The sequence below is a fragment of the Streptomyces sp. NPDC028289 genome (genome assembly GCF_055565975.1).
Genome location: NZ_JBVHTI010000007.1, coordinates 141,527 through 166,238, shown reverse-complemented (window position 1 = coordinate 166,238; position 24,712 = coordinate 141,527). Strand labels below are relative to the sequence as shown.

The window sequence follows — 24,712 nt, the reverse complement described above, 5'->3', positions numbered from 1 at the left end:
CGGCCCTCGGCAGCCGCTCACGCAGCCCGGGTATGCCCAGTGCCTCGTCATCCTGCATCAGGTGGTCCTTGTTGAAGGTGCCGTCGTCACCGACAGCGCATGCTCCCGCACCCAACAGTGAGTGCGCTGTGACTCCCGCACGCAGAGGTGAGCGCGTGCGGGTATCCCCTCGCCCATGTCCCGTACCGGTTCCCCTGCCCTAAGCGGGCAAGGCCCTGTACCCCGTTTCGTCCCTGCTCCCAGAGGTGTCTGCAGGTACAGGTTCCAGAGCAGGCCGCTGAGGAAGCACGGACTGGTCGGTCGGCACACCTGCACGGAACGTAGCCATCAAGGTCACCCCCTTATCGGATGGCTCGGGCTGGTCACTCAGAACCCGCCGCGCAATCGGCGACGGGCTTCAGCCGTCCGGCAGTGGAGCGAGTGACCCCTTGGTACTCCTCATTACAGACGAGCGTACCTGCCAGCAGTGACACGGGAGGCAGGTTCGCAGCTCACGCGGTCTTAAACCGGGAGTTAACCAGCCCGCCGATGCTGTTTGGGACGAGATCGTTTCTCTACGTACATCCGCTCGTCGGCGGATTTCAGGACTTCGTCCGCCGTCATGCCGCAGTGCGCCCACCCGATGCCGAAGCTGGCGCCCACCCGCACGGCCCGGCCCTCGGCGCGGATCGGCTGGATGATCTCGTTGCGCAGGCGTACGGCCAGGTCCTGGGCGTCGGCCTTGCCGAGGCCGTCGGCGAGGATCACGAACTCGTCGCCGCCGAGGCGGGCCACGGTGTCGCCGTCCCGGACGCCCCGGGTGAGCCTGCGGGCCACCTCGATGAGGACGGCGTCGCCCGCGTTGTGGCCGAACCGGTCGTTGATCGACTTGAAGCCGTCGAGGTCGCAGAAGAGCACCGCGAGCCCCTTGGCGCCGTCGTCGCGGCCCTCCTCGGGGGCGACGGTGTGCACGTGGTGGTCGTAGCCACCGTCGTACGACTGTGTTCCGCCCGCCGTGCCGGCGAAGTCGAAGCCGTGGCCGTTGGCGTCGTAGGCGGGGTGGCCGTAGGCCGCGTCCAGGGATTCCAGCTCGCCGGCGTGTCCGGCGCGCCGGCAGAGCCGGGAGGAGAGGCGGGAGCGCAGCTCCGCCGAGTTCGGGAGGCCGGTGAGGGAGTCGTGGGAGGCGCGGTGGGCGAGCTGGAGCTCGCGGCGCTTGCGTTCCTCTATGTCCTCGACGTGGGTGAGGAGGAAGCGGGGGCCGTCGGCGGCGTCGGCGACGACGGAGTTCCGCAGCGAGACCCAGACGTAGGTGCCGTCACGGCGGCCCAGGCGGAGTTCGGCGCGGCCGCCCTCGGCGGAGGTACGGAGCAGGGTGCCGATGTCCTCGGGGTGGACCAGGTCGGAGAAGGAGTAGCGGCGCATCGCGGAGGCGGGGCGGCCCAGGAGGCGGCACAGGGCGTCGTTGCTGCGCAGTATTCGGCCGTGCTGGTCGCCGCCCATCTCCGCTATCGCCATGCCGGAGGGGGCGTACTCGAAGGCCTGCCGGAAGCTCTCCTCGCTGGCCCGCAGCGCCTGCTGCTCGCGCTCCAGGCGGACCAGGGCGCGCTGCATGTTGGCGCGCAGCCGGGCGTTGCTGATCGCGATCGCGGCCTGGAAGGCGTACATCTGCAGCGCCTCGCGGCCCCAGGCGCCGGGGTGCCGGCCGTTACGCGGGCGGTCGACGGAGATCACGCCGAGCAGTTCGCCGCAGGAGCTGCCCGAGACGCCGGGCGTGTACATGGGGGCGAAGAGCCGGTCGGAGGGGTGCCACTCGTCCTCGAACCGCGGCGCGGGGCCGTCGGTGTACCACTGCGGGACGTCGTCGTCGTCGAGGACCCAGCCCTCGGTGTGCGGTATGAAGACGAGGTCGCCCCACTTCTCGCCCATGTTCAGCCGCCGCTCCCAGGACTCGCGGGAGCCGACCCGGCCGGTGATCAGGGCCTCGGCGGCGGAGTTCCCGGAGAAGGCGGCGACCACGAGGTCACCCTCGGCGGGGCGTACCAGGTTGATGCAGGCCATCTCGTAGTTGAGGGCGGTGATGACGCCGTCGGCGACGGTCTGCAGTGTGTCCGCCAGGCTGCGGGCCGTGTTCATGTCGGCCATGACCTGGTGCAGCTGTCGCAGGGACGCAAGACGGACGTAGGGCTCCGACTCGGTCTCCATGCTCGCCCTCCCCCCGAGACCTCGCAGCGAATCAAGGGTCTGCTTCGGCGCTACTTTTCCCCGCCACTGAATCACAGCGCGCTGCCCACTCGGTACACAGGGTCAACAATTAACGCCCCTTGTGACTCAAGTCACAGGAGAACGTGAACAATTGCGTGGAGTTTCTGCGTTTTCCCTGTGTGTTTACTGAACACAGCCTTTGTGGGTGTGCGCACATGATGCACGTTACGGCCTTTCACCGCAGCACACCCCGCCCTTGGTCCTAGGACCCGGCTCGGGCCGATGGCCGATGTGGCCGCACCGGGTCCGACACTAGCGTTTCCGGCGTGCTGAAGACTCCCTCCCCCGCCGCCGCAGAAGCCACCGGGCATGCTGTGGGGGTGAGCAACGAAGCGTTCAAGGCCGCCCTGTCCCGGCTGGCCGCCGGCGTGGTCCTGGTGACCGCGCAGGAGCCGTCACTGGACCCGGACGACCCGCTGGCGCCGGCCGGCGAGGACGTCGGCATGACCGCCACCGCGTTCATGTCGGTGTCCCTGGACCCGCCATTGGTGCTGGTCAGCCTGCGTGAGGGCTCCCGGATGGACGACCTTCTCGACGAACAGCCGCGGTGGGCGGTCTCCGTGCTCACCGAGAGCCAGCGGCACATCGCCGGCCGGTTCGCGATGAAGGGCCGCATCAGCGACCGGCTGCTCTTCGAGGACATCCCGTACGTCCGCGGCCGGGCCAGCGGCGCCCCGCTGGTCGGCGGCGCCCTCGCCACGCTGGAGTGCCGCACCGAACAGCGCGTCGCGGCCGGCGACCACACCCTCGTCATCGGCCGCGTCCTCACCGCCGAACTGCCGAGCGCGGAAGGCGGACCGCTGATGTATTTCCGGGGCCGCTACCGCCAGCTGGGATGAAACCGCGCGGTCCGTTTCCGTAAATTCCGTGGGCAGTTGCCGAACGGCCCTTCTAGAGTGCGCGGATGTCTTCTCCGCTCCGCCTCGAAGAAGTGACCACCGCGAATTTGGCGGCGGCACTCCGCATTCGCGTCCGGCCCGGCCAGGAACACAACGTCGAGCCGGTCGCCGTGTCCCTCGCCGAGGCGTACGTCCATCCGGCCGGGGTCGCCTGGCCGCGCCTGATCGTCGACGCAGACCGCACGGTCGGCTTCCTGATGGCCTTCCTCGACATCGACTGGCGCGCCGACGGCACCCTCTTCCGCTCCGGCCTGTGGCGCCTCACCATCGACGCGGCGGAGCAGGGCAGGGGCTACGGCCGGTTCGCGGTGGAGTCGGTGGCCGCGGAGCTCCGCCGCCGGGGCGGCAAGGAGATGTACGTCACCTGGCATGCGGGCCCCGACGGCCCCGAGGCGTTCTACCTGCGGCTGGGTTTCCGGAAGACCGGCGAGGTCAGCGGCGACCAGCCGGTGGGGGTGCTGGCCCTCTGAGCGGGGCGGGTGAAGCCCGCTGCCGCCCGGCGGCCTGCCGGCGGGGCGGGTGGACCGCCCACTCGGTCTCCGGAGCTGGCTACGCGGACGCGGCGGAGTGACCGGCCATCAGGTGGTCGACGAGCGCCAGCAGCACATCGCGGCCGTCCGCCCGGTCGCGGGCGTCGCAGAGCACCAGCGGCACCTGGGGATCGAGGGCGAGTGCCGCGCGGATCTCCTCCGCGGTCCGGTCGCGGACCCCGTGGAAGCAGTTGACGCCGACGACGAAGGGGATGCCGCGGCTCTCGAAGAAGTCGATCGAGGCGAAGCTCACCTCCAGCCGTCGGGTGTCGACCAGGACCACCGCGCCCATCGCGCCGTTGACCAGGTCGTTCCACATGAACCAGAAGCGCTCCTGGCCGGGGGTGCCGAACAGGTAGACCACGAGGTCGTCGCTGATGGTGATCCGCCCGAAGTCCAGCGCGACGGTGGTGGTGAACTTGCCGTTCACCCCCTCCAGGTCGTCCACTCCGACGCCGGCCCGGGTCAGGTACTCCTCGGTGTGCAGCGGGGCGACCTCGCTCACCGCGCCGACCAGAGTCGTCTTCCCGACGCCGAACCCGCCTGCGACCAGGATCTTCACCGCCAGGGGAGCGGTGTCCGCAAGGGCCGCCGTGTGGTCAGAGCTTGCGTAGTCCATCTCTCACCGCCTCGAGGGTGGTAGTCATGTCCGGAAGGCCGTCGGCCCGGGTGAGCGGCTGCGGCGAACGGGCCCACATGTAGCCGGAGTCGACCAGATCGCCGATGAGGATCTTGGTCAACGACACCGGGAGACCGAGCTTGGCGGCGACTTCCACCACTGCCTTGGAATCCCGGCAGAGCCCGAGGATCGTACGGTGCTCCGGCTGCATCCTGCGCACCGCGAGCGCCGCCTGCGTGGTGACCTCGGGGAGCGTCGTCACCAGCGTGATCAGCGTCAGATCCGCCCGCTCGGGGGTCGTGCGCCCGCTGGTGATCGTGTAGGGACGGACCAGTTGCTCGTCGGCGTCGTCGTCGTCGAACCCCTCGGTCCAGTGCCTCATCCGGCTCTCCCCGCGTCATCGGGTAGCGGGGTACGCGTGTCGGTGCCCAGCCGCCGGCCGACCTGCTGGACCAGGGTGTGCATCGCGACGCTCATCAACTCGGCGTCGACCTCCTGGGAGGCGGTCACCGCCAGGTGGGTGCCGCGGCCCGCGGAGATCACGAACAGCCACATACCGGCCATCTCGACGATGACCTGGTGCACCGGGCCGCCGCCGAAGAGCTGCCCGGCGCCGCGGGCGAGGCTCTGCTGGCCGGTGGCGATCGCGGCGAGCCGCTCGGCGTCCGAGCGGTCGATGGTCCGCGAACGGCTCATCACCAGGCCGTCGTCCGACAGCAGGATGGCGTGCCGGGTGCCCGTGACCTGGTCGACCAGGCCGTCCAGAAGCCAGTCCAGATCCGCGTCGGTGGCCGTCGTACGCTGCGTCATTCTCGATCATCCGTCCTAGGAGAGCCGGTCCGGTCGGGCGAGGCGGGCCCTTCACCGCTGCCTTCGCCGGAGCCGGTACCGTCACCGCTGCCGTCGTTGTCGCCGCTGCCGTGGCCGTAACCGCGGCCGATGTCGTGACCGGCTGCGCCACCGCCCCTGTCACCGGTGCCGTCGTCCGAGTCGCCGCCGCGGGCCAGCCGGGACTGACGCTGGAACGCGCCGATCGTGGCCCCGGACCGGCCGGGCCGGTCGGGGGACGTCCAGAGATCCGGCTCATCCGGTTCCGCCGGCCCCTCCGGTTCCGCCGGGATCTGGAGTTCGGGTGCCAGGCTGGCCTGGCGGACCCGCTGGGGCAGCGGCCGCGCCGCGGTCGGCGCGGCCGGGGATGCCTCGTCCTCGTCCGGAGGCCGGAGCGCGGGGGCGGTGACGTTCGCCATCGCGTGTCCCCTGGCGCGGGTGGGCAACCGCCCGCCCTCGTACGGCGCCCGTGGTCCGGCACCGGCGTCGTGCGGGTGTGGCCGCGGACCGGGCAGGTGCGGCAGGACCTCCGCGGGGAGTGCGACCGGCTGGGGTGCCGTGCGGGGCTCTTCCACCACCACCTGTTCCGGCAGCAGCACGACCACCCGGGTGCCGCCGAAGGCGGACGGCCGCAGCTCCACCCGCAGGCCCAGCCCCGCCGACAGCCGGGCGACCACGTACAGGCCGAGCCGTACGTCGTCGGCCTGGGTCATCACGTCGAGCTGCGGCGGCGCCTCCATCAGGGCGTTGGCGGCGGCGTAGTGCTCGGGTTCCATGCCCAGGCCGCGGTCCTCGATCTCGACCGCGACGCCCCGGCCGACCCTCGCGGCCCGTACCTCGACCGGGGTCGGTGGCTTGGAGAAGGCGGCGGCGTTCTCCATCAGCTCCGCCAGGATGTGCACGAGCGTGCCCACCGCCCGCTCGGACACCCACGGCTCGTCCTCGACGTCGATCGTGATCCGGCGGTAGTCCTGCACCTCGCCCTGCGCGGCGCGCAGCACGTCGAGCAGCCGGACCGGCTTGCGCCAGCGGCGCTGCGGCTGGCCGCCGCCGAGGATGACCAGGTTCTCCTCGTAGCGGCGCAACCGGGCGGTGAGGTGGTCCAGGTCGAACAGGCCCTCCAGCACCTCGGGATCCTCGTGCCTGCGTTCCAGCTCGTCCAGCTTGCGCAGCTGGAGGCCGATGAGGATCTGGGTGCGCCGGGCGATCCGCTGGAGCAACCGCTCGAAGCCGCGGTGCTGTTCGGCCTGCCGCACGGCGGTGGCCACCGCGCTGCGGCTGGCCGCGTTCAGGGCGCGCCCGAGCTCACCGAGCTCGTCGGGGGTGGGCTCGACCAGCCGGACCTCGCGGTCCACGTCGACGTCCTCGCCGCGCTCCAGCCGGGACACCACGTCGGGCAGCCGCTGCTGGAGTTCCGCGGCTTCCTCGCGCAGGGCGTGGATGCGCCGGCGCAGCAGGACGGTGAGACGCCAGCTGGCGAGGACGACCAGGATCACGGCGAGCAGGCCGGCGGCGCTGACGACGACCAGGGTCCACTGGAGCCGGCTGACGCTGTCGGCGGAGACCTTGTCGAGGTGCGCGACCCGGACCCGGACCAGATTCAGCAGCCGCGGGCGGTTGGCGTCCAACGAGGCGCGCCATTGGGTGTGGATCCGGCCGAGCTCCAGCTCACCCTGCGAGTGGTGAGGGCCGGCGACGATGACCTGCTCCTCCAGGCTGTGCTGGGTCTCCCACGACGTGGTGGACGTCATCTTCTTGTACGCGTCCAGTTCGGCACCGGTGAGGCCGAGGGAGACCCGCTGGAGCAGGTACTCCTGAGCGCCGACGGCATCGACGAACACGTCGTATTCACCGACCTGCAGATGCCCGGTCTGCCAGTTACGCCCGAGCAGGGCGTCCTCGCGTCCGATCCTGTCGATGGCGCCGTTGAGGTCGACCAGGGTGTTCGCCAGCAGGGCGACTTCGGCGTTGCTCCGGCGGCCGAGCGCGGTGAAGACGTCGATCAGCGAGTCCATGGCGCCGCCGTAGTAGTCGAACGCCGCCTTCTGGCCGGCCGACCCGGTGTCCACCGCCTTGCGCTGCGCGGCGAGCCGGCCGAGAACGCGCACGGTGCCGGACAGGGCCGTGCCGAGACCCTGCTGCCCGTGCGAGGTGCTCTCGTCCGCCACCGGGCGGAAGCCGGTCACCGCCTTGTCGGTCGCCGCACGCGCGGCGACCAGCCTGCCGCGGGTGGCGGGGCCGGGGTCGGCCAGCATCTCCGCGGTGAGCCGCCGCTCCTCGTCGAGGGACTGGAAGAGGACGGACGACGGCCGGCCCAGCGAGGCGCTCAGGTCGCCCTGGGCCTTCTCCGTCTGCCAGCGGGTGGCCAGCTGGTACGTGCTCAGGCCCCACAGGGGCGCGAGCGCGAGGCTCGGTATGACCACGAGGATGATCAGAACGGTACGCAGGGGCAGTCGACCGGAGCTGCCGGCCGCCCCGACCGGCTGTGAGAGAAGGTCAGCTGACGTCGGCGCAGCGTCCGATGGCTGGTTCTCGACGGCCCCACTTCTGGCCCGACTACCCCCAAACCTGCCAAATCCGGTCACCCTAGGGACACTCCCCCCACCGTTCGGTGCAGCCATGAGGAAAAAATCGCCAAACTCCGGCGACTGGTGGCAGATAGTAGCCACATCAATCGAAGTCCGTAAACGTTTTGCCCTCACCGCCCGGGTCCGCCGGACGGCGGAGCGAAGTCCTGGCCGGCCGGTCCGGAACCGTCGCCCGACCGCGACTGCGAACGACCGACAGCGACCGACGGCGACCGACGGGGCCATGGCCGAGGGGGCGATGATCCGCCCGATGCCCGTCCGGCCCTCCGGGCAGTCGTCGCGTGGGGACCACGGACCAGTCACCCGGCGGGATTTGAGCAGCTCAGCCGCTACAGGCGAGGCGTCGCCGCCCCGGCCCGCCATCGCGGGTCCGGATTCCGGCAGCGAGCAGTCCGTGGCAGGCTCGGCGACCCGTGGCCGAACACCGGGAACAAAGACTCGTTCTCGACTGCGCATGCCGGCTGAAGGACCGGCCGGAAGACCGCAGGGGCGGTGTTACGACCAGTCGCGGCCGGTGCGCCCGCGCTTGGTCTCCGAGCGCTGCTTCTTCTCCCGCAGCCGGCGTTCGTTGATCCCGCGCGGGATGCGGGTCGGCCGCCGCGGCTTGGGCGGTGGCGCGGTGGCCTCCGCGAGGAGGGCGGCGAGGCGGACGGCGGCGGTTTCGCGGTTGCGCCACTGCGACCGGTGCTCGGACGCCCGTACGACGATCGCCCCGTCGACGAGCCTCCCCGCCAGCCGCTCCAGTGCCCGCTCCTTCCAGACCGGCGGCAGCGCCTCCGTGTTCGTGAGGTCGAAGCGGAGCTCCACCTGCGAGTCACTGGTGTTGACGTGCTGCCCGCCGGGCCCGGACGAACGGGAGAAACGCCAGTTGAGCTCGGCCTCGGGGAGCGAGACGGAGCCGCGGATGACGTAAGGACCGGACATGTCCCCATGGTCGCGCGGCTGACCGGCGCACGTCACGCGAATATCGTTCATCACCCGTTCGGCAAAGAAAGTAAAGCGAGGTGGAACCTTCGGTACCCCTCGTGGCGTTCATACCGGTAGCTGTAGCTTCAAGCCCGTACGCCGCACGGCCGTACGCGAAACGAGGGAAAGGACTCCCGACCATGGCTGTAAGCCTCTCCAAGGGTGGCAACGTCTCGCTCACCAAGGAGGCTCCGGGCCTGACCGCCGTCACCGTGGGCCTCGGCTGGGACGTCCGTACCACCACCGGCACGGACTTCGACCTGGACGCGTCGGCCATCGCGGTCAACGCGCAGGGCAAGGTCTACTCCGACGCCCACTTCGTCTTCTTCAACAACAAGCAGACCCCGGACAACACGATCGTCCACACCGGCGACAACCGCACGGGCGAGGGCGCCGGCGACGACGAGGCGATCAACGTCAACCTCGCCGCCCTGCCCGCCGACATCGACAAGATCGTCTTCCCGGTCTCGATCTACGACGCGGAGACCCGCTCGCAGAACTTCGGCCAGGTCCGCAACGCCTACATCCGCATCGTCAACCAGGCCGGCGGCGCCGAGATCGCCCGCTACGACCTCTCCGAGGACGCGGCGACGGAGACGGCCATGGTCTTCGGCGAGCTCTACCGCAACGGCGCCGAGTGGAAGTTCCGCGCGGTCGGCCAGGGTTACGCCTCCGGCCTCGTGGGCATCGCCCAGGACTTCGGCGTCAACGTCTGACACGCGCTGCGCTGTGCGGGAGCCCCTGGCCGGGTGGTTGCGGCCGGGGGCTCCTGGTTGATCGCTCGAAGATGGATCGCCTAGCCATACGCGCTGCGAGAACGCGCTCCAAGTCATCCTCCGAGTAGGCAGGTTGCCAAGCCTCGAACAGCGCTCGCGCATGCTCGGGAGTCTGCAACAGGCCGTTGATGCTGACGACCTCGTACGCCCCGATCTCAACGGCCTGCCCCTCCAACTTGGCAAGCTCCCGCACCTTCTTCGGATACCGGACCCTTTTCACGTCCTCCCAGGTCGCCGAGATCAGCCCGCCCGCACCCAGCACCTCGTCCGCCCTGTTCAGCTACTCCTGCCGGGGAATCCGCTTCCCGCCCTCCACCTTGTAGACCATGTCCTCCCCGTAGCCGACCGCCTCCCCGAACTCGGCGGCCCGCATCCCCACCGCCTCCCGCCGCAGCTTCAGCTGACGCCCCACCGTCGCGATGACCGCCACGCCCCAGTCGTCGTCCGGGTCGACCTCCCAGCCCGGCTCGGTCACCTCGCCGCCGTCCACGCTCATCCCACGCCCCTTCGTGCCGTACCCCGGACCCGCGCCCCCGCCCCTACCCGTACGAACGCTCCCGACAGCCAGGACAGCACCGGACAAGCGCCGGACAGTCACCGTACGCAAGGGCCTCGTCACTGTTCACGGTATGCAGGTCCGGCCACGCTGAGTGACGTGAACGATGAAATCTCCACCCCCGTCCGCAACATGAGCCTGCGGTTCTCGCCCACGCCGCGAGGCGCCCGCCTGGCCCGTCTGCTCGCCACCGAACAACTGCGAGCGTGGGGGCTGCCGCTGGATCCGGCGAGGCAGATCGTCGCGGAACTGGCGGCGAACGCGGCGACGCACGGGCGGGTGACGGGACGCGACTTCGGCCTCCTCCTCTACGTCGTGGGGGACACGCTGCGGATCGAGGTCACGGACACCCGCGGTGACCGCCTGCCGCACACCCAACCCCTCGCACCGGGCGCCGAGTCGGGCCGGGGCCTGGTCCTGGTCCTGGTGGCGGCGCTCGCCGACAAGCGGGGCGTGGCACCGGGACTGTCGCCGCGCAAGACGGTGTGGGCAGAGGTCGGGGTGTCGCCGTAGCCCGGGAACGCGGGTTTCGGTCGCGAGGGACGTCATCACCAAAGGAACGAAACGGCGAGAAAGAACCCCGCCAAGCCCCACCCCTCCCGCCCGTCGCGCAGAGTCACTCCCGCGAGTGACTATGCCCAAGTGGGCTGGATATGGGACGGGTTGCGTGTCCTACGCTCAGCGCAACAACCGCAGAAAGACTTCGGCCCCCGCCGGGACGGCAATCCCAGTGCGAGGGCCTGACCACCTAGGAAGTAGCCCCTTCCCGATGGATACGAAAAACCCTAGCGCGCCCTCGTGCGCCGAGTCCCGTGTTGTCGCCAGGAAGCACCCGAACCGGGGGTCCGGCGGCCTCATGCACGACAACGTCCGCCACACCTCCCACTTCGTGGTCATCGGCAACCACCTCGCCCAGCACCCCACCCTCTCGGCGCTGGCCATCGGCCTCGGCGTGCACATCCAGTCGCTCCCCAAGGGCGCCCAGGTCGACATCAAGAGCCTGGCGGTCCGCTTCCCGTGCTCCTCCAGAAGGCCCTGGACCTGCTCGCGGACCTCCGCCGCCATGACTCCCGGTTGCTGCTGTCGGCCGTCGATGCCGACCATCTGGCCCCGGGAGTCGCCGCCTGGCTGGAGCGTGACATCGCCCCCGGCGCCGTACGGCACGCCCTGACCGCAGGCCTGCCGGCCGAACCGATCCACAGGCCCGCCGCCCTCCTGGCCCACCGCCTGACGGACCGGCTGCCCGCGCCGCCGCCCTTCCGCGCACCGGCTCCGCCACCAGCCGCGCCCACCCGGATCCACAACTGCGACGGCTGCGACCGAGGCTTCCGCTCCCCGGCACCCGGACTCTGCCGTGACTGCCGAACCGATCTCCCCGAGGAGACCTAGCATGAAAGCGACGATCCTTGCCCCTGGGCACAGACGAGGAGCGAGCGCCATGACCATCGCACCGGACAACGCGCGGCAGGGCGCCTCTCACCTCTACCGGGCCATGCGGGACTTCGTGCACTCCACGGACGACACCCTTCCCGGCAAGTTCGAGATCACCAAGGAAGGGATCGTCCTCGACATGATGTCGCCCTCGAAGCCGCACGAACTCACCGTGCTGCGCGTCCGGCAACGCCTGGAGAAGGTGATGCCGGACGCACTGGTGGCTCATACAGGGGAACCCGATGTCGAGGACGAGCCCGAGGGTGTCATGCGCCGCCCCGACGTGATGGTGATCAGCGATGCGGAGATGGAGGGAGACGGTTCCTTCGATCCCCGCTCGCTCATCGCCGCCGTGGAAATCGTCTCGCGCTCCAATCCGGACAACGACTGGGTCTCCAAGGTCCGCGACTACCCCCTGATCGGCATCCCCGTCTACGCGATCTTCGACCCCCGCACCGGCACCGGCGCCGTCCTCACCGACATCCACCCCACCCCCGACGGCCCGCGCTACGCGACCCGCAAGGACTTCGTCTACGGCGAGGACGTCACCATCGGCGACTGGACCATCGCGACGGACGGCCTGCCCCGCTACCCGCCTCCGGGTGAGTAGGGCCGGATAGGTTGCCCGCATGATCCTCGCCCCCGTCCCCCTCACCCCCGACCACGACATCCCGGCGCCGGTCCTCACCGAGCTCACCGGCCTGTACGCCTCCAACCGGGAGTTCCACGCGCTCAGCGGTGACTTCCCGGACCCGGACGGGATCCGGCCGGAGCAGGTGGCCGCCGCGCTGGCCGGCGAGCTGGCGAACCCGGACGTGGAGGTGCTGCTCGCGCGGGCCGAGGGGCGGCTGGTCGGGGCGGTCGTCACGCTGTCCCGGCATCCCGACCCGGCCGACCCGGATCCGTGGATCGGGCTGCTGATGGTGGACGCGCGGGCGCAGGGAGCGGGGTACGGACGGCGGATCGCGGAGGACGTCGAACAGCGGTTCCGGACGGCGGGGAGGGACGCCGTGCGCCTCGCCGTACTGGAGAACAACCCGAAGGGGCTCGCCTTCTGGACCGCCCTCGGGTACGAGGTGATCGACCGTCGCCCCGACCGGCAACGCGGCCGGCCGTGTGCCGTGCTGCGCAAGGAGCTGGGGGCGGGTGCCTAGGGGCGGGACGGCTTCCCCTCGCCGTACAGCCAGTCCTTCCAGATCCCGGTGAAGTCCTTCCCGGGCGCCGTCTTCTCCACGTACGCCGTGAACTCCGCCGTGTCCGCGTTGCCGTGGCGGTGGGCGGCCGCCCAGCCCTGGATGACGTCGTAGAAGGTGTCGTCGCCGACCTTCTGGCGGATCTTCTGGAGGACCATCGCGCCGCGGTCGTAGACGGGCCGGTCGGAGATGTGCGCTGCGCTCGACGGCTCGGCGGGCGGGAACGCCCACAGGTCGCTGTCGGCGGAGCCCGCGTAGAGCCTGTCGAAGGTCTGCTGGGCGGTACGGCCGCCGTGGTCCTCGGCCCACAGCCACTCGGCGTAGGTCGCGAAGCCCTCGTTGAGCCACATGTCCCGCCAGGTCCGCGGAGTGACGGAGTCGCCGTACCACTCGTGGGCGAGTTCGTGGACGAGCGTGGCGGTGTCGGGGGCGCCGGGGAAGACGGGGCGGTTCTGGGTCTCCAGGGCGTAGCCCGCGTCGTCCGGGCGGTCGACGACGGCTCCGGTGGAGGAGAAGGGGTACGGGCCGAAGTTGTACGCCTCCCACGCGACGATCTCGGGCAGCTTCGCCAGGACCGCGCGGCTCGCCTCCGCCTGGGTGGGGTCGACGGCCGTGTACACCGGCAGGCCGCCGGGGAGGGTGGTGCGGGTGATCGTGTAGTGGCCGACGGCGACCGTGGCCAGGTAGGTGGCCATCGGTTCGGCGGTGTGCCAGGCGAAGGTCGTGCGGCCGTCCTTCGTCGTCTCGCTCTTCAGCTCCCCGTTGGAGACGGCCTGGAGGCCCTCGGGGACGGTGACCGTGATGTCGTACGACGCCTTGTCGGAGGGGTGGTCGTTGCCGGGGAACCAGGCCATCGAGCCGACGGGCTCGCCGAGGGCCAGCGCGCCGTCGGCGGTGGGCAGCCAGCCCTCCTCGGAGCCGTCGGGGTCGGTGAGCGTCTCCGGGCGGCCCGAGTAGCGCACGGTGGTGGCGAAGGTCTCGCCTTTGTCCAGGTCGTCGTGGGGGCGGACGGTCAGCTCCTGACCCGCGCGGTTCCAGCGGGCCCGCCTGCCCTCGACGGTGACGTCGTCGACGTCCAGGCCCTTCAGGTCGAGGTCGAAGGCGGTCAGGTCCTTCGTGGCGCGGGCGGTGATGACGGCCGTACCGGTGAGCCGGCGGGTGCCGGGGTCGTAGGCGAGGGTCAGGCCGTAGTGGCCGACGTCGTAGCCGCCGTTGCCCGCCCTCGGGAAGTACGGGTCGCGGACGCCCGCGCCGCCCGGGGTGCCGTGGACGCCGCCGTCGCACGCGGCCGGCGCGAGGCAGAGCAGGGCGGCCGTGAGCACGAGCAGGGGCCGGGGCACGCTCGTGGTCGATCGGGGCACGTTCGCGATCGTAGGACGCCATGACACCATCGGCACGTGCTCGACATCGGATACGCCCTCTCCAACCGCTTCCCGGACCCGCCCCAGACGGACTACCGGCGCGTGGACGTCCACGCGCTGCGCCACGACCTGTTCTGCGGGGACGTCTACCTCGCGGACACCAAGGCGGACCGGGAACTGTCCACGGCCTGGGGATGGGTGCCGGTGCTGGACTTCGCGTGGGCGCTGTGCGACATCGCGGAGCGGCTGGACCGGGACCCGGCGGGCTCCCGGGCCGCGCGGCCCCAGCACGCGGAACTCGACTTCACCGAGTCCACCGACCGCATGCTCTTCGAGCGCCGCTTCGGCTGGGTGGACATCGAGGCGGACTGGATGCCGGCCGAGGAGCCGCCCCTCACCTTCTCCCACACCGAACTGCGCCGGGAGGCACGGGACTTCCTCCACGACCTGATCGCCGACCTCACCGACATGCACGAGGACCTGGCGGACAATCCGGCGATCTGGACGCTCCAGGCCCGTTTCCCGCGGGTGTCGTAGCCTTCCCGGACCTCGCCGGGCCCGTCCTGCCGGTTGAACGACCGCCGGGTGTATGGAAGTTGACCTCCTGTCGAGGCGGAAGTGACAAGTGGGGCCGGAGTCCGCGGAAGGCGTTCCGGCGGTCCCGGCCGCGCCTACGTTGACTCCGTGCGGACGCAGCAACAGGCAGGCGACAGCGGAAAGGACGCCTCTCCCGAGGCCTCCCGGACACCGGCCACCGCCACGCCCATCGGCTCCACCGTGCCCGTCGGACCCACGGAGCACGCGATGCTCGCCCTCCAGGGGAAGGCGGGGAACGCGCGCACCGCACTGGCGCTGCGGGACGCGAAGGGCAAGGGCGTCGCGCGGCCCCGGCCGGTACGCGGCAGGCCGGTGGCCCCCGTGGCCACCGTCGAGGAGGAACGCACCGAACCCGGCCTCGTGCTGCCCCCGTACCTGATGGACTTCCAGGCCGCCGGGCTGTCCACGGCGTACGGCCTGACCGGGCACGAGTTCGTGCGGAACGCGGTGGCCGCCGTCGTCGGGCACGGCGACGGCACGGTCGCCGAGATCGGCGCCGAGCTCGCCGGACGCCCCGAGTCGTTCTACGGGCAGGGCCGCGCCTTCGCCGTCAAGGGCAGGACCGGCAAGGAGTGGTACGACGTCACGGTCACCGTCTCCCGCGCCCCCGACGACCGGCCGCCCGTCTTCCACCCGGGGGACCTGCTCGCGAACACCGTCCCGGACCCGGACGGGGCGCCGCTCGCCGCGGTGGACGACACCGAGGGCAAGGACACCAAGGTCGACGTCCAGCACAACACCGCCACCACCGTCGCGACCACCGCGACCGGCAATTCCAGCAAGGGCGCCGGCGGCATGGCCTTCGGGCTCGCGCCCGTCGTACCGGGGCTCTGGCTGGGCGGCGCCGGCCTGGTGAACACGCAGCCCTGGCAGTCCTCCCGGGAGTCCCGCAGCCAGCGCAACGTGGCCGAACCCCGGGTGCTGCGCAGCGAGAAGGGCTCCGTCGAGGCACCGCGCAAGGTGCGGTACGGCGTACGGATCAGGAAGCAGGGCACCGAGCACGCGCAGACCTTCCACGGCTCGGGCGCCCTCACCCAGCGCGTGCCCACCGAACACCTGGTGCCGGCCGGCACCCAGGCCCCCGCCGCTCCGCAGGCCGTCGACGCGGACACCGCCCGGAGCGTCTCGCTCGCCGACTCCATGGCCCCGGTCGCCGTCACCGACACCGCCGCCCCGCACCAGGGCGGCGGCGGGCTCTTCGACACGGTCGCCTCCGTCCTGCACCCCTCGCTCACCGCCCCCGGCGCCCCCGGCCGCTCCCGCCTCTACGACGCCACCTCCACCGCGACCGTCCTGGAGGACATGCCCCGCCTGCTGCGCGACGGCGTCACCGGCGAGGACCTCGCCTCCAAGGACGGCAGCAGCACCGGCAGCTACCGCCTGCACGCCGAGATCACCGGCATGTCCCCCGCCTGGGGCACCGGCGGGACCCAGCTGCGCACCCATCAGCAGACCCAGCACACGGTCACCGAGAGCGCGGGCAAGGGACGCGCCCTCACCGGCGGCCTGGGCCCGGCCATCGGCGTCGGAGCGGTCGGCAGCGCCGCCGTCGTGCGGGGTACGGCCATGCCGGTCGCGGGGGCCCGCAAGGCGCGGTTCACCGTGGCCGAGCAGACCGTCTCCAGCCGCCAGGGCGCGGAGGTGCGCGGCGACAAGGTGCTCTACCTCGCGACCGTCCGGTTCACCGCGGAGGGCACGGGGCCGCGCTCGGCCGAGATGATCCTGCGCCCCGGGACCCGGGTCGCCCGGCACTCGATGCGGGTGTGGATGAGCCTGCGGGCCGACGAGGCACAGTCGCTCGGGCTGCCGCTGCCGCCCGGCACCGAGGCCGGGGAGTTCATCAAGAAGCCGAAGCGGACCGACGAGAACGGCGACGAGGCCGACGTCGAGCGGCATCTCCCGTTCGGCGCCATGGGCTCCAGCGTCGCCCTCAGCCAACTCGACACCCGCCCCATGGTCCGGGCCGTGCAGGAGCTGTTCGCGACCGATCCCCGGCTGGCCGGCTACCTGCCCCCCTTCGGTACGGACGCGGTGGCCTCGACGCCGGGCAAGGAGGAGGCCGCGCTCCAGCGGCGCAACCACCGCGAGCTGATGGCCGCCCTGTCCGAGACCAACCTGCGGGTCAACAAGGACCAGCTGACCTCCACCGGCATCCGGGTGCGGCTGCGCCGCAAGACCACCCTGCACTCCCACGACGTGCAGATCCGCGTCCGCGGGCAGCTCCGCGAGACCGGCTACCTCGGCGACACCGACGACTGGCTGGTCCGCAGCCACTCCGGCGTCACCGGCAACACGCAGAGCGGACGCGGCAGTTCGCGCTCGATCGGCGGTCTGGTGCTCGGGCAGGCCAGGCTCGTCCCCGGCGTCCTGACCGGCTCGGCCCGCTACGAGAAGCACAGCACCGGCACCCGCCGCAACCAGGCCGGCCCCACCACCCGCACCGACGTCCTCACCAACGGCTCCGACAAGGCCAGCACCTTCGGAGCGGCCCTGCGCCTCGACGTCGACGTCACCATGACCTCCCGGCAGCGCAAGCTCGGCCGCGCCCTCACCCCCGGCTCTCCCGGCCAGGACACGCCCGAGGCGAAGCGGCTGGCGGGACTGCACCTGGACGAGCAGGACGTACGGCTGGTCACGCCGACCGAGTTCACCCTCGACGAGGAGGGCAAGCGGCGGCAGGACGCGGTGGGCGGCCGGCGCCGGGCCCAGGCACCGCGCCCCGAGCACGCCGTCACCGCCGAGGGCATCGGCGACCTGGCCGGCCTCGTGCCCCGGCCGTCGGTCGGGCAGCCGCTGCGGGACTGGCAGCTGGTGGAGACGGTCGGCGACGGCCAGGCCGTCCGGGACCTCGCCTTCCAGCTGCTGTCCCAGGCGGCCGCCCGCAACAAGGGCGTCCGCGAGGATCCCGCGCTGCAGACCGAGGGACTCGCGCCGCGGCTGGCCATCGAGGAGCGGTTCGGGCCGCAGGCCATCACGGCATCGCTGCGGCAGGCCGCGTCCTCCGGGTGGGTGGTCAAGAACCTGCGCTATCCGCGCCGGCTCGCCGCGCTGAACGGGGCCGTCGGCACCCGGCTCTCGCTGACCAACCCGAAGTTCCTGCACCAGGGCGCGGGTCCCGGCACGGAGACCTTCGTGCTCGGCGGCCACCAGGCGGCCGGCCAGGAGGGGCAGGGCACCACCAGCACGTGGCAGTTCGGCGCCACCGGCTCGGAGAACGACGCCGAGTGGCGCCTGGGCCAGGGCCTGTCCGGGAACCGCACCACGAGCCGGGGCGACGCCCGGTCCGCGGCGCTGTCCGGCACGGTCGAGCGCAACGCCCACACCCCGAAGAAGGCGCCGCTCTACCTGGTCCAGTGCGACCTGCTCGTCACCATGGTCGCCGAGGTCAAGGTCACCGGCGGCGGCCCCTACGTGGCGACGGCCGCCCGAACCCTGCCGGCCGAGGCGGCGGTGTGGCTGACGGAGGCGCAACTGCCGGCGGCGATCCGCCGGCAGCTGAAGCTCGACCCCGAACCGGCACCGATGACGCCGTCGTCCCGGCAGCCGGGGCAGCGCCCGGCGGAGAACTCCCGGGCGGCCGAGAACTCCCGGGCGGCCGAGAACTCCCGGGCGGCCGAGAACTCCCGAGCGGCCGAGAGCTCCCGGGCGGGCGCCGAACGCGAGGGCCGGGAGCAGGCCCGCGCCACGGACACCGCCGGGTCCTCGACCTCGGCGCCGCCGCGCACCACCGGTCCGTCCTTCGCCCGTGCGCTCCCCCTCGGCTTCGGCATGGTCGAGAACCTGCCGAACTTCGTGCCGCTGCTGGCCCGGCTGCGCACCCGGCTCGCGGAGAGCGGACAGCAGAGCCTCGCCGACGACCTGCTGCCCCGGCAGCAACTGGCCGACCGCAACGACAACGTGCAACGCCTGCTGCGCGTCCTGGACCGCGACGGCAGCGCGGGACTGCTGTCCGGCGCGACGGACGGCGGGGTCACCGTCGAGCTGTTCGACGGCCGCAAGACCCCGTACTGGGCGGTGTTCAAGGTCAACCGGCTCGCCGACGGCGCCTACGACGGTGCGGCGGACGACGGCCGGGACATGGAGTACATCACCGCGGCCGTCGCCCAGCAGTCCGCCACCCACGACGAGGGCGTGTCGACCGGCCTGGAGGGGATCTTCGCCGGATCCGGCAAACCGGACGGCGGGGCCGGGCAGCTGAAGAGCACCGGCGGTGCGGCGGGGCTCGGCGCCGGCTCGGGCGGCTCCCGGCGCTCCGGCACGACGAGCCGCGGGCAGCTCGGCATGAAGACGGTCGCCGAGGCGAAGACCGCGAAGTCGTCGAAGATGCGGGTGCCGATCGAGGCGACCCTCGAACTGCACCGCGGCGACCGCCGGCTGGCGCTGGTCTCGCTGGGCCGCCAGGCGCTGACCCACCGCGTCCTGGACAAGGACCTCGCCGCCCTCGGCCGGCTGACCGCGCCCGGCCGCCGGCCGGTGGCCCCGGCACCCGGCCCGGGGGACGGCCGCCCGGCCGCGCTCGGCACCTGGCGCTCCGGCGGTGTGCGGCTGCCGATGGAGGCGCAGGTGAACGGCTTCCAAGGGGCACCGCAGGTACGGGAGCTGGTCAACTCCGCGGTCCGGGAGGCGGGCGGCGGCGACCGCTTCCGGTCCAAGGGCCAGGCCGCCGCGTACACCCTGCAGGAGGCCGTCTCCACCGAGTGGCTGATCGCGGCGCTGCCGCTGCTGACCTCGGCCGGGGCGGAGCTGCCGCCGGTACACGCCACCGGGGTGGAGGGCCAGGACCTGCGGGCGTCCCTGCACGCGCGGCTGCGGGACGGCCGGGTCCTGGGCGTCGGCGACAAGATGACCTTCGAGACGGTGGGGCAGAGCCACCTGGACGCCCCCCGGCCCACTCAGACGGACGGCCTGAGCTCCGCCGACCACGGCCGGTCGGCACGCGGCCTCGCGGGCGCGGGACTGCTCAACGCCGACGAGTTCCGCCTCAACCAGATGATGGGCAACGCCGGTGGCGCGGGTGGCGCGGCGGACACGGCGGTGAACGCGTCCGGCTCGATGCCGCTGCACAAACCCAAGTCCGCTTCGGTGCTGGTGCAGTTCACGCTGGACGTGCGGGTGGTGGCGCGGGTGGCCAACCGCGTCCGCTCCGGCCGTACCGGCACCGCCGTACGGGAGCTGACCCTGCCCCGGCCGGTGGTGATCCGGATGCCGGAACCGGCGGTCCGCCGCATGCTCGCCGCCCAGCCGGACCGGCTCCAGGATCCGGACGACCATCTGGGCCTGCGGAAGAAGGCGGCGTCGGCGCCTCCGGCGAGCTGAGTGCCTCGGGCGGTGCGCCTGCCGCGGGTAGGTGGGGGCTGGTCGCGCCCACGCGGCGGTAGCCGCACATCGACACGGCCCCGCGCCCCTGTGGGGCGCGCTGCCCTCGGGGTTGGTCAATCCTCCACGCGGATGCCCAGCTGTGCCGCCAGCACCGGGGCCAGGTCCAGGAGTTGGGACATGCTGATCACCGCTCCGGCCAGCCGCTCCACCCCTGTCGCGATCTCCAGGGACGCGGCGCCCCGCAGATCGACGTCCTTCATCGTCACGCCCCTGAAGTCGGCCGCCTTCACCGTGCAGCCGGTGAACTCGACGCGCTCCAGCACCGCGTTGCCGAAGTCCGGTTCCACCAGGACGCAGCCCTCGAAGACCACGTCTCTGAGCTTCGCGGTGCGCAGGTTGAGGTAGTCGATCTTGCCGCCGCGGATCACCACCCGCTCCAGGACGGAACCGTGCAACTGGGTGCCGCCCAGCCGGGCGTCGACCAGCTCGACATCGCGCAGGGTCGCCTCGGCCAGATCGGTGCCGACACCTCTTATCCCGGTCAGGACCGTGTCCAGCACGCGCGCGTGCCGCAGCCCCGTCTCGTCGAAGGCGCAGTCCGTCAGCGCACAGTCCATGAAGCGGGCGCCCGCCCCGTCCTGCCCCGCGAAGTCCGCCTCCCGGAACGCCTGCCCGTCGTAGTCCCCGTCCGGCTCCAGCTCGCCCCCGCCCCAGGCCTCCAGCTCGGGCAGCCGCACCTCCGGCCGCCGCGCGCCCTTCACCCTGCCTCCACCGGCCCCACCGGCCCCTGTCCTCGCCATGCCCTCCATAGTGCAGGCCCCCACTGACAATCACCGCGGCCCGCCCTCGGCCTCAAGCGCACTTGAGGCCGAAGAGTCGGAAGCGTCGAAGAGCCGGACCGCCGGATCGGCCATCACCTTTGCTCGGCGAGGGCGGCCGGCACCTCGTCTTCGGCTGGTCGGCGGAAGGGATCACCGCGCCCTGGAGACCCGGGCGACCATCGGAAAAGGTGGTCCTGGAACCGTGACCTGGCTCGTGCCTCGACCTGCGGGAACGGCCCGCACAATCCCGCCGATGACCTGTGGCCGACCGGCCAATTCGCACCATCCGCCTGACGTTCCGCAATCCGCTCGCTACTCTCCGGCCCTGTGAAGGCAACCGGTACGGATCCGCTCCGGTTCTCGCTGCTCGGCCCCCTGCGCGCGTGGCGGGCCGAGTCCGAACTGGAACTCGGATCGCCCCAGCAGCGCGCCGTCCTCGCCGGGCTGCTGCTGCGCCGGGGCCGCGCGGCCGGTCTCGGCGATTTGGTGGCCGGTGTCTGGGGCACCGACCCGCCGCCAGGCGCGGTCTCGGTGCTGCGCACCTATGTCTCCCGCCTCCGCAAACTCCTGGAACCGGAGCGGGAGACGGGCGAGCCGCCCCGGCTGGTGGTGTCCCTCGGCGACGGGTACGCCCTGCGCACCGACGCGGTCTCCAGCGACCTCGACACGTTCGAGGAGTACGTGGCCCGCGCCGAGCGGCACCGCGCGGCGGGCGACCCGGGCAGCGCGGCCGACCTGCTCCGCACCGCGCTCGGCACCTGGTCGGGCACCCCGCTCGCCGGCGTCCCCGGCCCGTACGCCGAGGCCGAGCGCACCCATCTGGACCGGCGGCGGCTGGGCATGCTGGAGACCAGGCTGCGCCTGGAACTCGAACTCGGCCGCCACGAGGCGGTACTGCCGGAGCTGGCCACGCTGCGGGACGCGCATCCGTTGCGGGAGAACGTGTGCGAACTGCTGCTGCTCGCCCTGTACCGCGCGGGCCGGCAGGCCGAGGCGCTGGAGGAGTACGCCCGTACCCGCCGTACCCTCGTCGACGAACTGGGCATCGAACCGGGGCCGTCGCTGCGCGCGCTGCACGCCAGGATCCTGGCGGGGGAAGGGGAACCGGAGACACCGGCCGCCCCGGGCGCCGTGAGCCCCGCCGGGGACGCGGCGGCCGGGCAACCGCCCCCGCAGGCATCGCCGTTGCCCACGGCGGCACTGCAACCCGCGCAACTCCCCGCCGACCTACCGGTCTTCACCGGCCGGCGCAGCGAACTCGACCGTGCCACCGCGCTGTTACCCGAGGACGGGCCGTCGGCCGGCGCGACGATCGTGCTCGTGGAGGGAATGGCCGGCACCGGCAAGACCAGCCTCGCCGTGCACTGGGCCCACCGCATCGCCGACCGCTTCCCCGACGGCGCCCTCTACGTCAACCTCCGCGGCTACGACCCCGGTGGCGCCGGCATGCCCCCCTCCTACGCGCTCCAGACGTTCCTCGTCGCGCTCGGCGTGCCCCCCGGCTCGGTACCGGACGGACTCGACGCCCAGGCCGCCCTCTACCGCAGTGTCCTCGCCCGGCGCCGGGTCCTGATCGTCCTCGACAACGCGCGGGACGCCGAGCAGGTCCGGCCGTTGCTGCCCGGCACCCCCGGCTGCCTGGTCGTCGTCACCAGCCGGTCCCGGCTCAGCAGCCTGGTCGCCGGGCAGGGCGCGTACCCGCTCACGCTCGGTCCGCCGACCCCCGAAGAGGCCCGCGAGATGCTCGTACGACGGCTGGGCCCGACCCGGGTCGCGGCCGAACCGGAGGCGGCGGACGCCATCGTCGGCCTGTGCGCGGGGTTGCCGCTGGCCCTCGCCATCACCGCCGCGCGCGCCGCCCAGCACCCCGGCTTCCGGCTCGCGGACATCGCCGACGAGCTGCGGGAGAACCACGGCGGCCTCGACGCGTTCGCCGGCGGCGACGCCGAGACGGACGCGCGGGCCGTCTTCTCCTGGTCCTACCGCGCGCTGCCGCCCACCACCGCGGAACTCTTCCGCCGGCTCGCCCTGCATCCCGGCCCGGACCTCACCAGCGCGGCCGCGGCCGCCCTGGCCGGGGTCCCGGTCAGGGCGGTCCGTGCTCTGCTGGCCGAACTCACCACCGCGAACCTGCTGATGGAGCGCTCCCCGGGCCGTTTCGTCTTCCACGACCTGCTGCGCGCGTACGCGACGGAACTCGCGGAGGCGGAAGCGGAGGCGGAGGCAGAGGCGGGTGCGGGTGCGGGGGTGGAGAGGGAGGCGGGGGCAGCGGCGGCGGACTCCGCGACCGGGCGCGCGCTGCTACGCCTGCACGACCACTATCTGCGCACCGCCCACCACGCGGCCGCCGTGCTCGGGCCGTTCCACGAGATGGTGCCGCTGCCCGAAGCCGTGCCGGGCAGCTCCCCGGCCCGGTTCGAGGACCGCAAGCAGGCCACCACCTGGCTGCGCACCGAACGGCAGGTGCTCGGCGCGGTCGTCGCGCACGCCGCGGCCCACGGCTACGACGAGCACGCCTGGCGCACGGCCTGCGCGCTGGACCTGTACTTCAACCGCCTCGGCTACAGCCACGACCTCGTCGAGATCAACGCCATCGCCCTGCGCGCCGCCCGCGCGCTCGGCGACCGCGTCGGCCAGGCGCACGCCCTGCGCGGGCTGGGCTACTCGGCGCTGCGGCTCGGCCGCGCGGAGGGCATGCGGCAGCTCGAACACGCCCTGGAGCTGTTCCAGGAGGCCGGCGACGGCTTCGGCGAGGCCCTCACCCGCCGTTCGCTGGCCTTCCAGACCAACCGGGCGGGCCGGCACGACGTCTCGCTCGGCCACTACGCCCGTGCCCTCGCGCTCTACCGGGAACTGGGGCTGCGCAACGGCGAGGCGGGGGTGCGCAACGAGGTCGGCTGGACGTACATCCTGCTCGGCGAACACGGGAAGGCGTTGCGCGCGTGCGAGCAGGCCATCGCCGTGTACTCGGAGACCGGCGACCTGTTCGGCCTGGCCTCCGCGGAGGACAGCCTCGGCTACGCGCTGCACCATCTCGGCCGGTACGAGGAGGCCGTCCCGCGGTTCGAGCGGTCGGTCGAACTGTTCCGGGAGATCGGCGACCGCTACATGGAGGCCGACTCACTCCGGCACCTGGGGGCCACCCACCGCGCCGCCGGCGACCCGGCTGCCGCGCAGGCGGCCTGGTCGAGGGCCGTCGCCCTGCTGGCCGAGGCGGGCAACCCGGAGGCGGAGGAGGTACGGGAGGACCTGCGCGCGCTGGGCGAGACCGGCGCGCCCGGCACCGGCCCGTCCGGTGCCGCGAGGGCGGCGGCGAAACATCAGGAGGGGTCGCGTTCGGCGTGACCACCGCCCGGTAAGGCGGGCCCGGTCCGGGGCGGAGGCGGGGGCGGCGGGCCCTCGCCCAGCGAGATCCCCTGTTCCTGGAGGGCCAGTTTGAGGTTGCGCAGGGCGTAGTAGACCCGGGACTTCACGGTCCCGTGCGGTATGCCGAGGGCCTCCGCGGCCTCCTGCGTGGTGCGGTCCGCGAAGTACGTCGCCTCCAGCGCCTCCCGGTGCGCGGGCGAGAGGGCGTCCAGTGCCTCCCGCAGCACCATCGCGGAGAGCATCCGGTCGATCTCGTCGGTCCCGGCCACCATGGCGGACGTCTCGCCGAGCCAGGCACTGCCGTCCACCTCCACCGGGCGGGCGCGGCGCGTGCGGTGGCCGTCGATGACGAGGTTGCGGGCCACCCGGAACAGCCAGGGCCGCACGGACACGTGCGCCGCGTCGGCGGGGTCCGCCCAGCCGTTCCATTTCTCCGCGTTCTTCCAGCAGCGCAGCAGCGTCTCCTGGACGATGTCCTCCGCACGGTGGCAGTCCCCGCCGACCAGCCGCACGACGTACGCGTACAGGGCGGGACCGTGCGCCTTGTAGAGGCCGTGCAGCGCCCGTTCCTCGGGCGAGACCGCGGCGGCCGATCCGATGACAGTCAGGTTCATGGGCGTT

The 24,712-nt window shown here is 72.4% G+C and carries 18 protein-coding genes and 2 pseudogenes; 10 read left to right on the top strand and 10 right to left on the bottom strand.

From position 1 onward, the window contains the following. Positions 1-513: 513 nt before the first annotated feature. Entirely contained in the window at positions 514-2,181 is a 1,668-nt protein-coding gene (gene cdgB, locus ACZ4UV_RS33910) for a diguanylate cyclase CdgB (protein ID WP_451020960.1), read from the bottom strand. A gap of 326 nt (positions 2,182-2,507) precedes the next feature. On the opposite strand from cdgB, the gene ACZ4UV_RS33905 reads away from it, so the two are divergent. Together ACZ4UV_RS33905 and ACZ4UV_RS33900 are read left to right on the top strand one after the other, a co-directional pair. Further along, positions 2,508-3,080, top strand: a complete 573-nt coding sequence (locus tag ACZ4UV_RS33905; RefSeq protein ID WP_451020959.1) for a flavin reductase family protein — start codon at positions 2,508-2,510, stop codon at positions 3,078-3,080. A 65-nt stretch (positions 3,081-3,145) separates the two neighbouring features. Next, positions 3,146-3,610 carry a GNAT family N-acetyltransferase gene (locus ACZ4UV_RS33900; RefSeq protein WP_451020958.1) on the top strand — a complete coding sequence of 155 codons (465 nt, stop codon included), beginning with the start codon at positions 3,146-3,148 and terminating at the stop codon, positions 3,608-3,610. A gap of 79 nt (positions 3,611-3,689) precedes the next feature. On the opposite strand, the gene ACZ4UV_RS33895 is transcribed toward ACZ4UV_RS33900, so the two are convergent. The 5 genes from ACZ4UV_RS33895 to arfB form a co-directional block, all read right to left on the bottom strand. Further along, entirely contained in the window at positions 3,690-4,289 is a 600-nt protein-coding gene (locus tag ACZ4UV_RS33895; protein WP_451020957.1) for a GTP-binding protein, read from the bottom strand. Continuing rightward, entirely contained in the window at positions 4,270-4,671 is a 402-nt protein-coding gene (locus ACZ4UV_RS33890) for a DUF742 domain-containing protein (protein WP_451020956.1), read from the bottom strand. Before ACZ4UV_RS33890 ends, ACZ4UV_RS33895 begins: the two co-directional genes overlap by 20 nt. Next, positions 4,668-5,099, bottom strand: a complete 432-nt coding sequence (locus ACZ4UV_RS33885; RefSeq protein ID WP_451020955.1) for a roadblock/LC7 domain-containing protein — start codon at positions 5,097-5,099, stop codon at positions 4,668-4,670. The genes ACZ4UV_RS33890 and ACZ4UV_RS33885 overlap by 4 nt, the downstream gene beginning before the upstream one ends. Then, the gene (locus ACZ4UV_RS33880) at positions 5,096-7,540 is read right to left on the bottom strand and encodes a sensor histidine kinase (RefSeq protein WP_451020954.1); all 2,445 of its coding nucleotides are present in this window, start codon (positions 7,538-7,540) and stop codon (positions 5,096-5,098) included. The genes ACZ4UV_RS33885 and ACZ4UV_RS33880 overlap by 4 nt, the downstream gene beginning before the upstream one ends. A 660-nt stretch (positions 7,541-8,200) precedes the next feature. Further along, the gene (gene arfB, locus ACZ4UV_RS33875; protein WP_451020953.1) at positions 8,201-8,629 is read right to left on the bottom strand and encodes an alternative ribosome rescue aminoacyl-tRNA hydrolase ArfB; all 429 of its coding nucleotides are present in this window, start codon (positions 8,627-8,629) and stop codon (positions 8,201-8,203) included. Positions 8,630-8,811: 182 nt separating this feature from the next. On the opposite strand from arfB, the gene ACZ4UV_RS33870 reads away from it, so the two are divergent. Further along, the gene (locus ACZ4UV_RS33870) at positions 8,812-9,387 is read left to right on the top strand and encodes a TerD family protein (RefSeq protein WP_093501429.1); all 576 of its coding nucleotides are present in this window, start codon (positions 8,812-8,814) and stop codon (positions 9,385-9,387) included. Between the two features lie 58 nt (positions 9,388-9,445). Here ACZ4UV_RS33870 and ACZ4UV_RS33865 read toward each other — a convergent pair. Then, positions 9,446-9,943, bottom strand: a pseudogene (locus tag ACZ4UV_RS33865) (Scr1 family TA system antitoxin-like transcriptional regulator); the annotation flags it as partial. 192 nt (positions 9,944-10,135) lie between these two features. Here ACZ4UV_RS33865 and ACZ4UV_RS33860 point away from each other — a divergent pair. From ACZ4UV_RS33860 to ACZ4UV_RS33845, 4 genes and pseudogenes are all read left to right on the top strand, one after another. Further along, entirely contained in the window at positions 10,136-10,516 is a 381-nt protein-coding gene (locus ACZ4UV_RS33860; RefSeq protein WP_467843865.1) for an ATP-binding protein, read from the top strand. A 256-nt stretch (positions 10,517-10,772) separates the two neighbouring features. Further along, positions 10,773-11,392: pseudogene (locus ACZ4UV_RS33855) on the top strand (hypothetical protein). 49 nt (positions 11,393-11,441) lie between these two features. After that, positions 11,442-12,044, top strand: coding sequence for a Uma2 family endonuclease (locus ACZ4UV_RS33850; RefSeq protein ID WP_467843168.1), 603 nt, complete (start codon positions 11,442-11,444; stop codon positions 12,042-12,044). 19 nt (positions 12,045-12,063) lie between these two features. Continuing rightward, a complete protein-coding gene (locus ACZ4UV_RS33845) occupies positions 12,064-12,588 on the top strand; it encodes a GNAT family N-acetyltransferase (protein ID WP_467843166.1) in 525 nt (174 codons plus the stop codon). Here the strand turns inward: ACZ4UV_RS33845 and ACZ4UV_RS33840 are convergent. Then, a complete protein-coding gene (locus ACZ4UV_RS33840) occupies positions 12,585-13,988 on the bottom strand; it encodes a M1 family metallopeptidase (RefSeq protein ID WP_467843163.1) in 1,404 nt (467 codons plus the stop codon). The genes ACZ4UV_RS33845 and ACZ4UV_RS33840 overlap by 4 nt on opposite strands. 36 nt (positions 13,989-14,024) lie before the next feature. On the opposite strand from ACZ4UV_RS33840, the gene ACZ4UV_RS33835 reads away from it, so the two are divergent. Both ACZ4UV_RS33835 and ACZ4UV_RS33830 read left to right on the top strand, forming a co-directional pair. After that, positions 14,025-14,525 (top strand): hypothetical protein, encoded by a 501-nt coding sequence (locus tag ACZ4UV_RS33835; protein WP_451019406.1) that lies wholly within the window; start codon positions 14,025-14,027, stop codon positions 14,523-14,525. A 147-nt stretch (positions 14,526-14,672) separates the two neighbouring features. After that, positions 14,673-19,901 carry a hypothetical protein gene (locus tag ACZ4UV_RS33830; protein WP_467843160.1) on the top strand — a complete coding sequence of 1,743 codons (5,229 nt, stop codon included), beginning with the start codon at positions 14,673-14,675 and terminating at the stop codon, positions 19,899-19,901. Between the two features lie 116 nt (positions 19,902-20,017). Here ACZ4UV_RS33830 and ACZ4UV_RS33825 read toward each other — a convergent pair whose 3' ends face one another. Next, positions 20,018-20,704 (bottom strand): pentapeptide repeat-containing protein, encoded by a 687-nt coding sequence (locus ACZ4UV_RS33825; RefSeq protein ID WP_390042170.1) that lies wholly within the window; start codon positions 20,702-20,704, stop codon positions 20,018-20,020. 348 nt (positions 20,705-21,052) lie between these two features. Between ACZ4UV_RS33825 and ACZ4UV_RS33820 the strand changes: the two genes are divergently transcribed. Then, on the top strand, positions 21,053-24,070 hold the full coding sequence (locus ACZ4UV_RS33820; RefSeq protein ID WP_467843156.1) for an AfsR/SARP family transcriptional regulator: 3,018 nt from the start codon (positions 21,053-21,055) through the stop codon (positions 24,068-24,070). Here ACZ4UV_RS33820 and ACZ4UV_RS33815 read toward each other — a convergent pair. After that, positions 24,046-24,705: a sigma-70 family RNA polymerase sigma factor gene (locus ACZ4UV_RS33815; protein WP_390042174.1), complete on the bottom strand. Its 660-nt coding sequence runs from the start codon at positions 24,703-24,705 to the stop codon at positions 24,046-24,048. The genes ACZ4UV_RS33820 and ACZ4UV_RS33815 overlap by 25 nt on opposite strands. Between the last annotated feature and the right edge of the window lie 7 nt (positions 24,706-24,712).

Bases quoted from the DNA above. Each gene is read 5' to 3' on its own strand.
- cdgB (WP_451020960.1), bottom strand. From the start codon at position 2,181: ATGGAGACCGAGTCGGAGCCCTACGTCCGTCTTGCGTCCCTGCGACAG.
- ACZ4UV_RS33900 (WP_451020958.1), top strand. From the start codon at position 3,146: ATGTCTTCTCCGCTCCGCCTCGAAGAAGTGACCACCGCGAATTTGGCG.
- ACZ4UV_RS33895 (WP_451020957.1), bottom strand. From the start codon at position 4,289: ATGGACTACGCAAGCTCTGACCACACGGCGGCCCTTGCGGACACCGCT.
- ACZ4UV_RS33890 (WP_451020956.1), bottom strand. From the start codon at position 4,671: ATGAGGCACTGGACCGAGGGGTTCGACGACGACGACGCCGACGAGCAA.
- ACZ4UV_RS33885 (WP_451020955.1), bottom strand. From the start codon at position 5,099: ATGACGCAGCGTACGACGGCCACCGACGCGGATCTGGACTGGCTTCTG.
- arfB (WP_451020953.1), bottom strand. From the start codon at position 8,629: ATGTCCGGTCCTTACGTCATCCGCGGCTCCGTCTCGCTCCCCGAGGCC.
- ACZ4UV_RS33870 (WP_093501429.1), top strand. From the start codon at position 8,812: ATGGCTGTAAGCCTCTCCAAGGGTGGCAACGTCTCGCTCACCAAGGAG.
- ACZ4UV_RS33860 (WP_467843865.1), top strand. From the start codon at position 10,136: ATGAGCCTGCGGTTCTCGCCCACGCCGCGAGGCGCCCGCCTGGCCCGT.
- ACZ4UV_RS33850 (WP_467843168.1), top strand. From the start codon at position 11,442: ATGACCATCGCACCGGACAACGCGCGGCAGGGCGCCTCTCACCTCTAC.
- ACZ4UV_RS33845 (WP_467843166.1), top strand. From the start codon at position 12,064: ATGATCCTCGCCCCCGTCCCCCTCACCCCCGACCACGACATCCCGGCG.
- ACZ4UV_RS33825 (WP_390042170.1), bottom strand. From the start codon at position 20,704: ATGGCGAGGACAGGGGCCGGTGGGGCCGGTGGAGGCAGGGTGAAGGGC.
- ACZ4UV_RS33815 (WP_390042174.1), bottom strand. From the start codon at position 24,705: ATGAACCTGACTGTCATCGGATCGGCCGCCGCGGTCTCGCCCGAGGAA.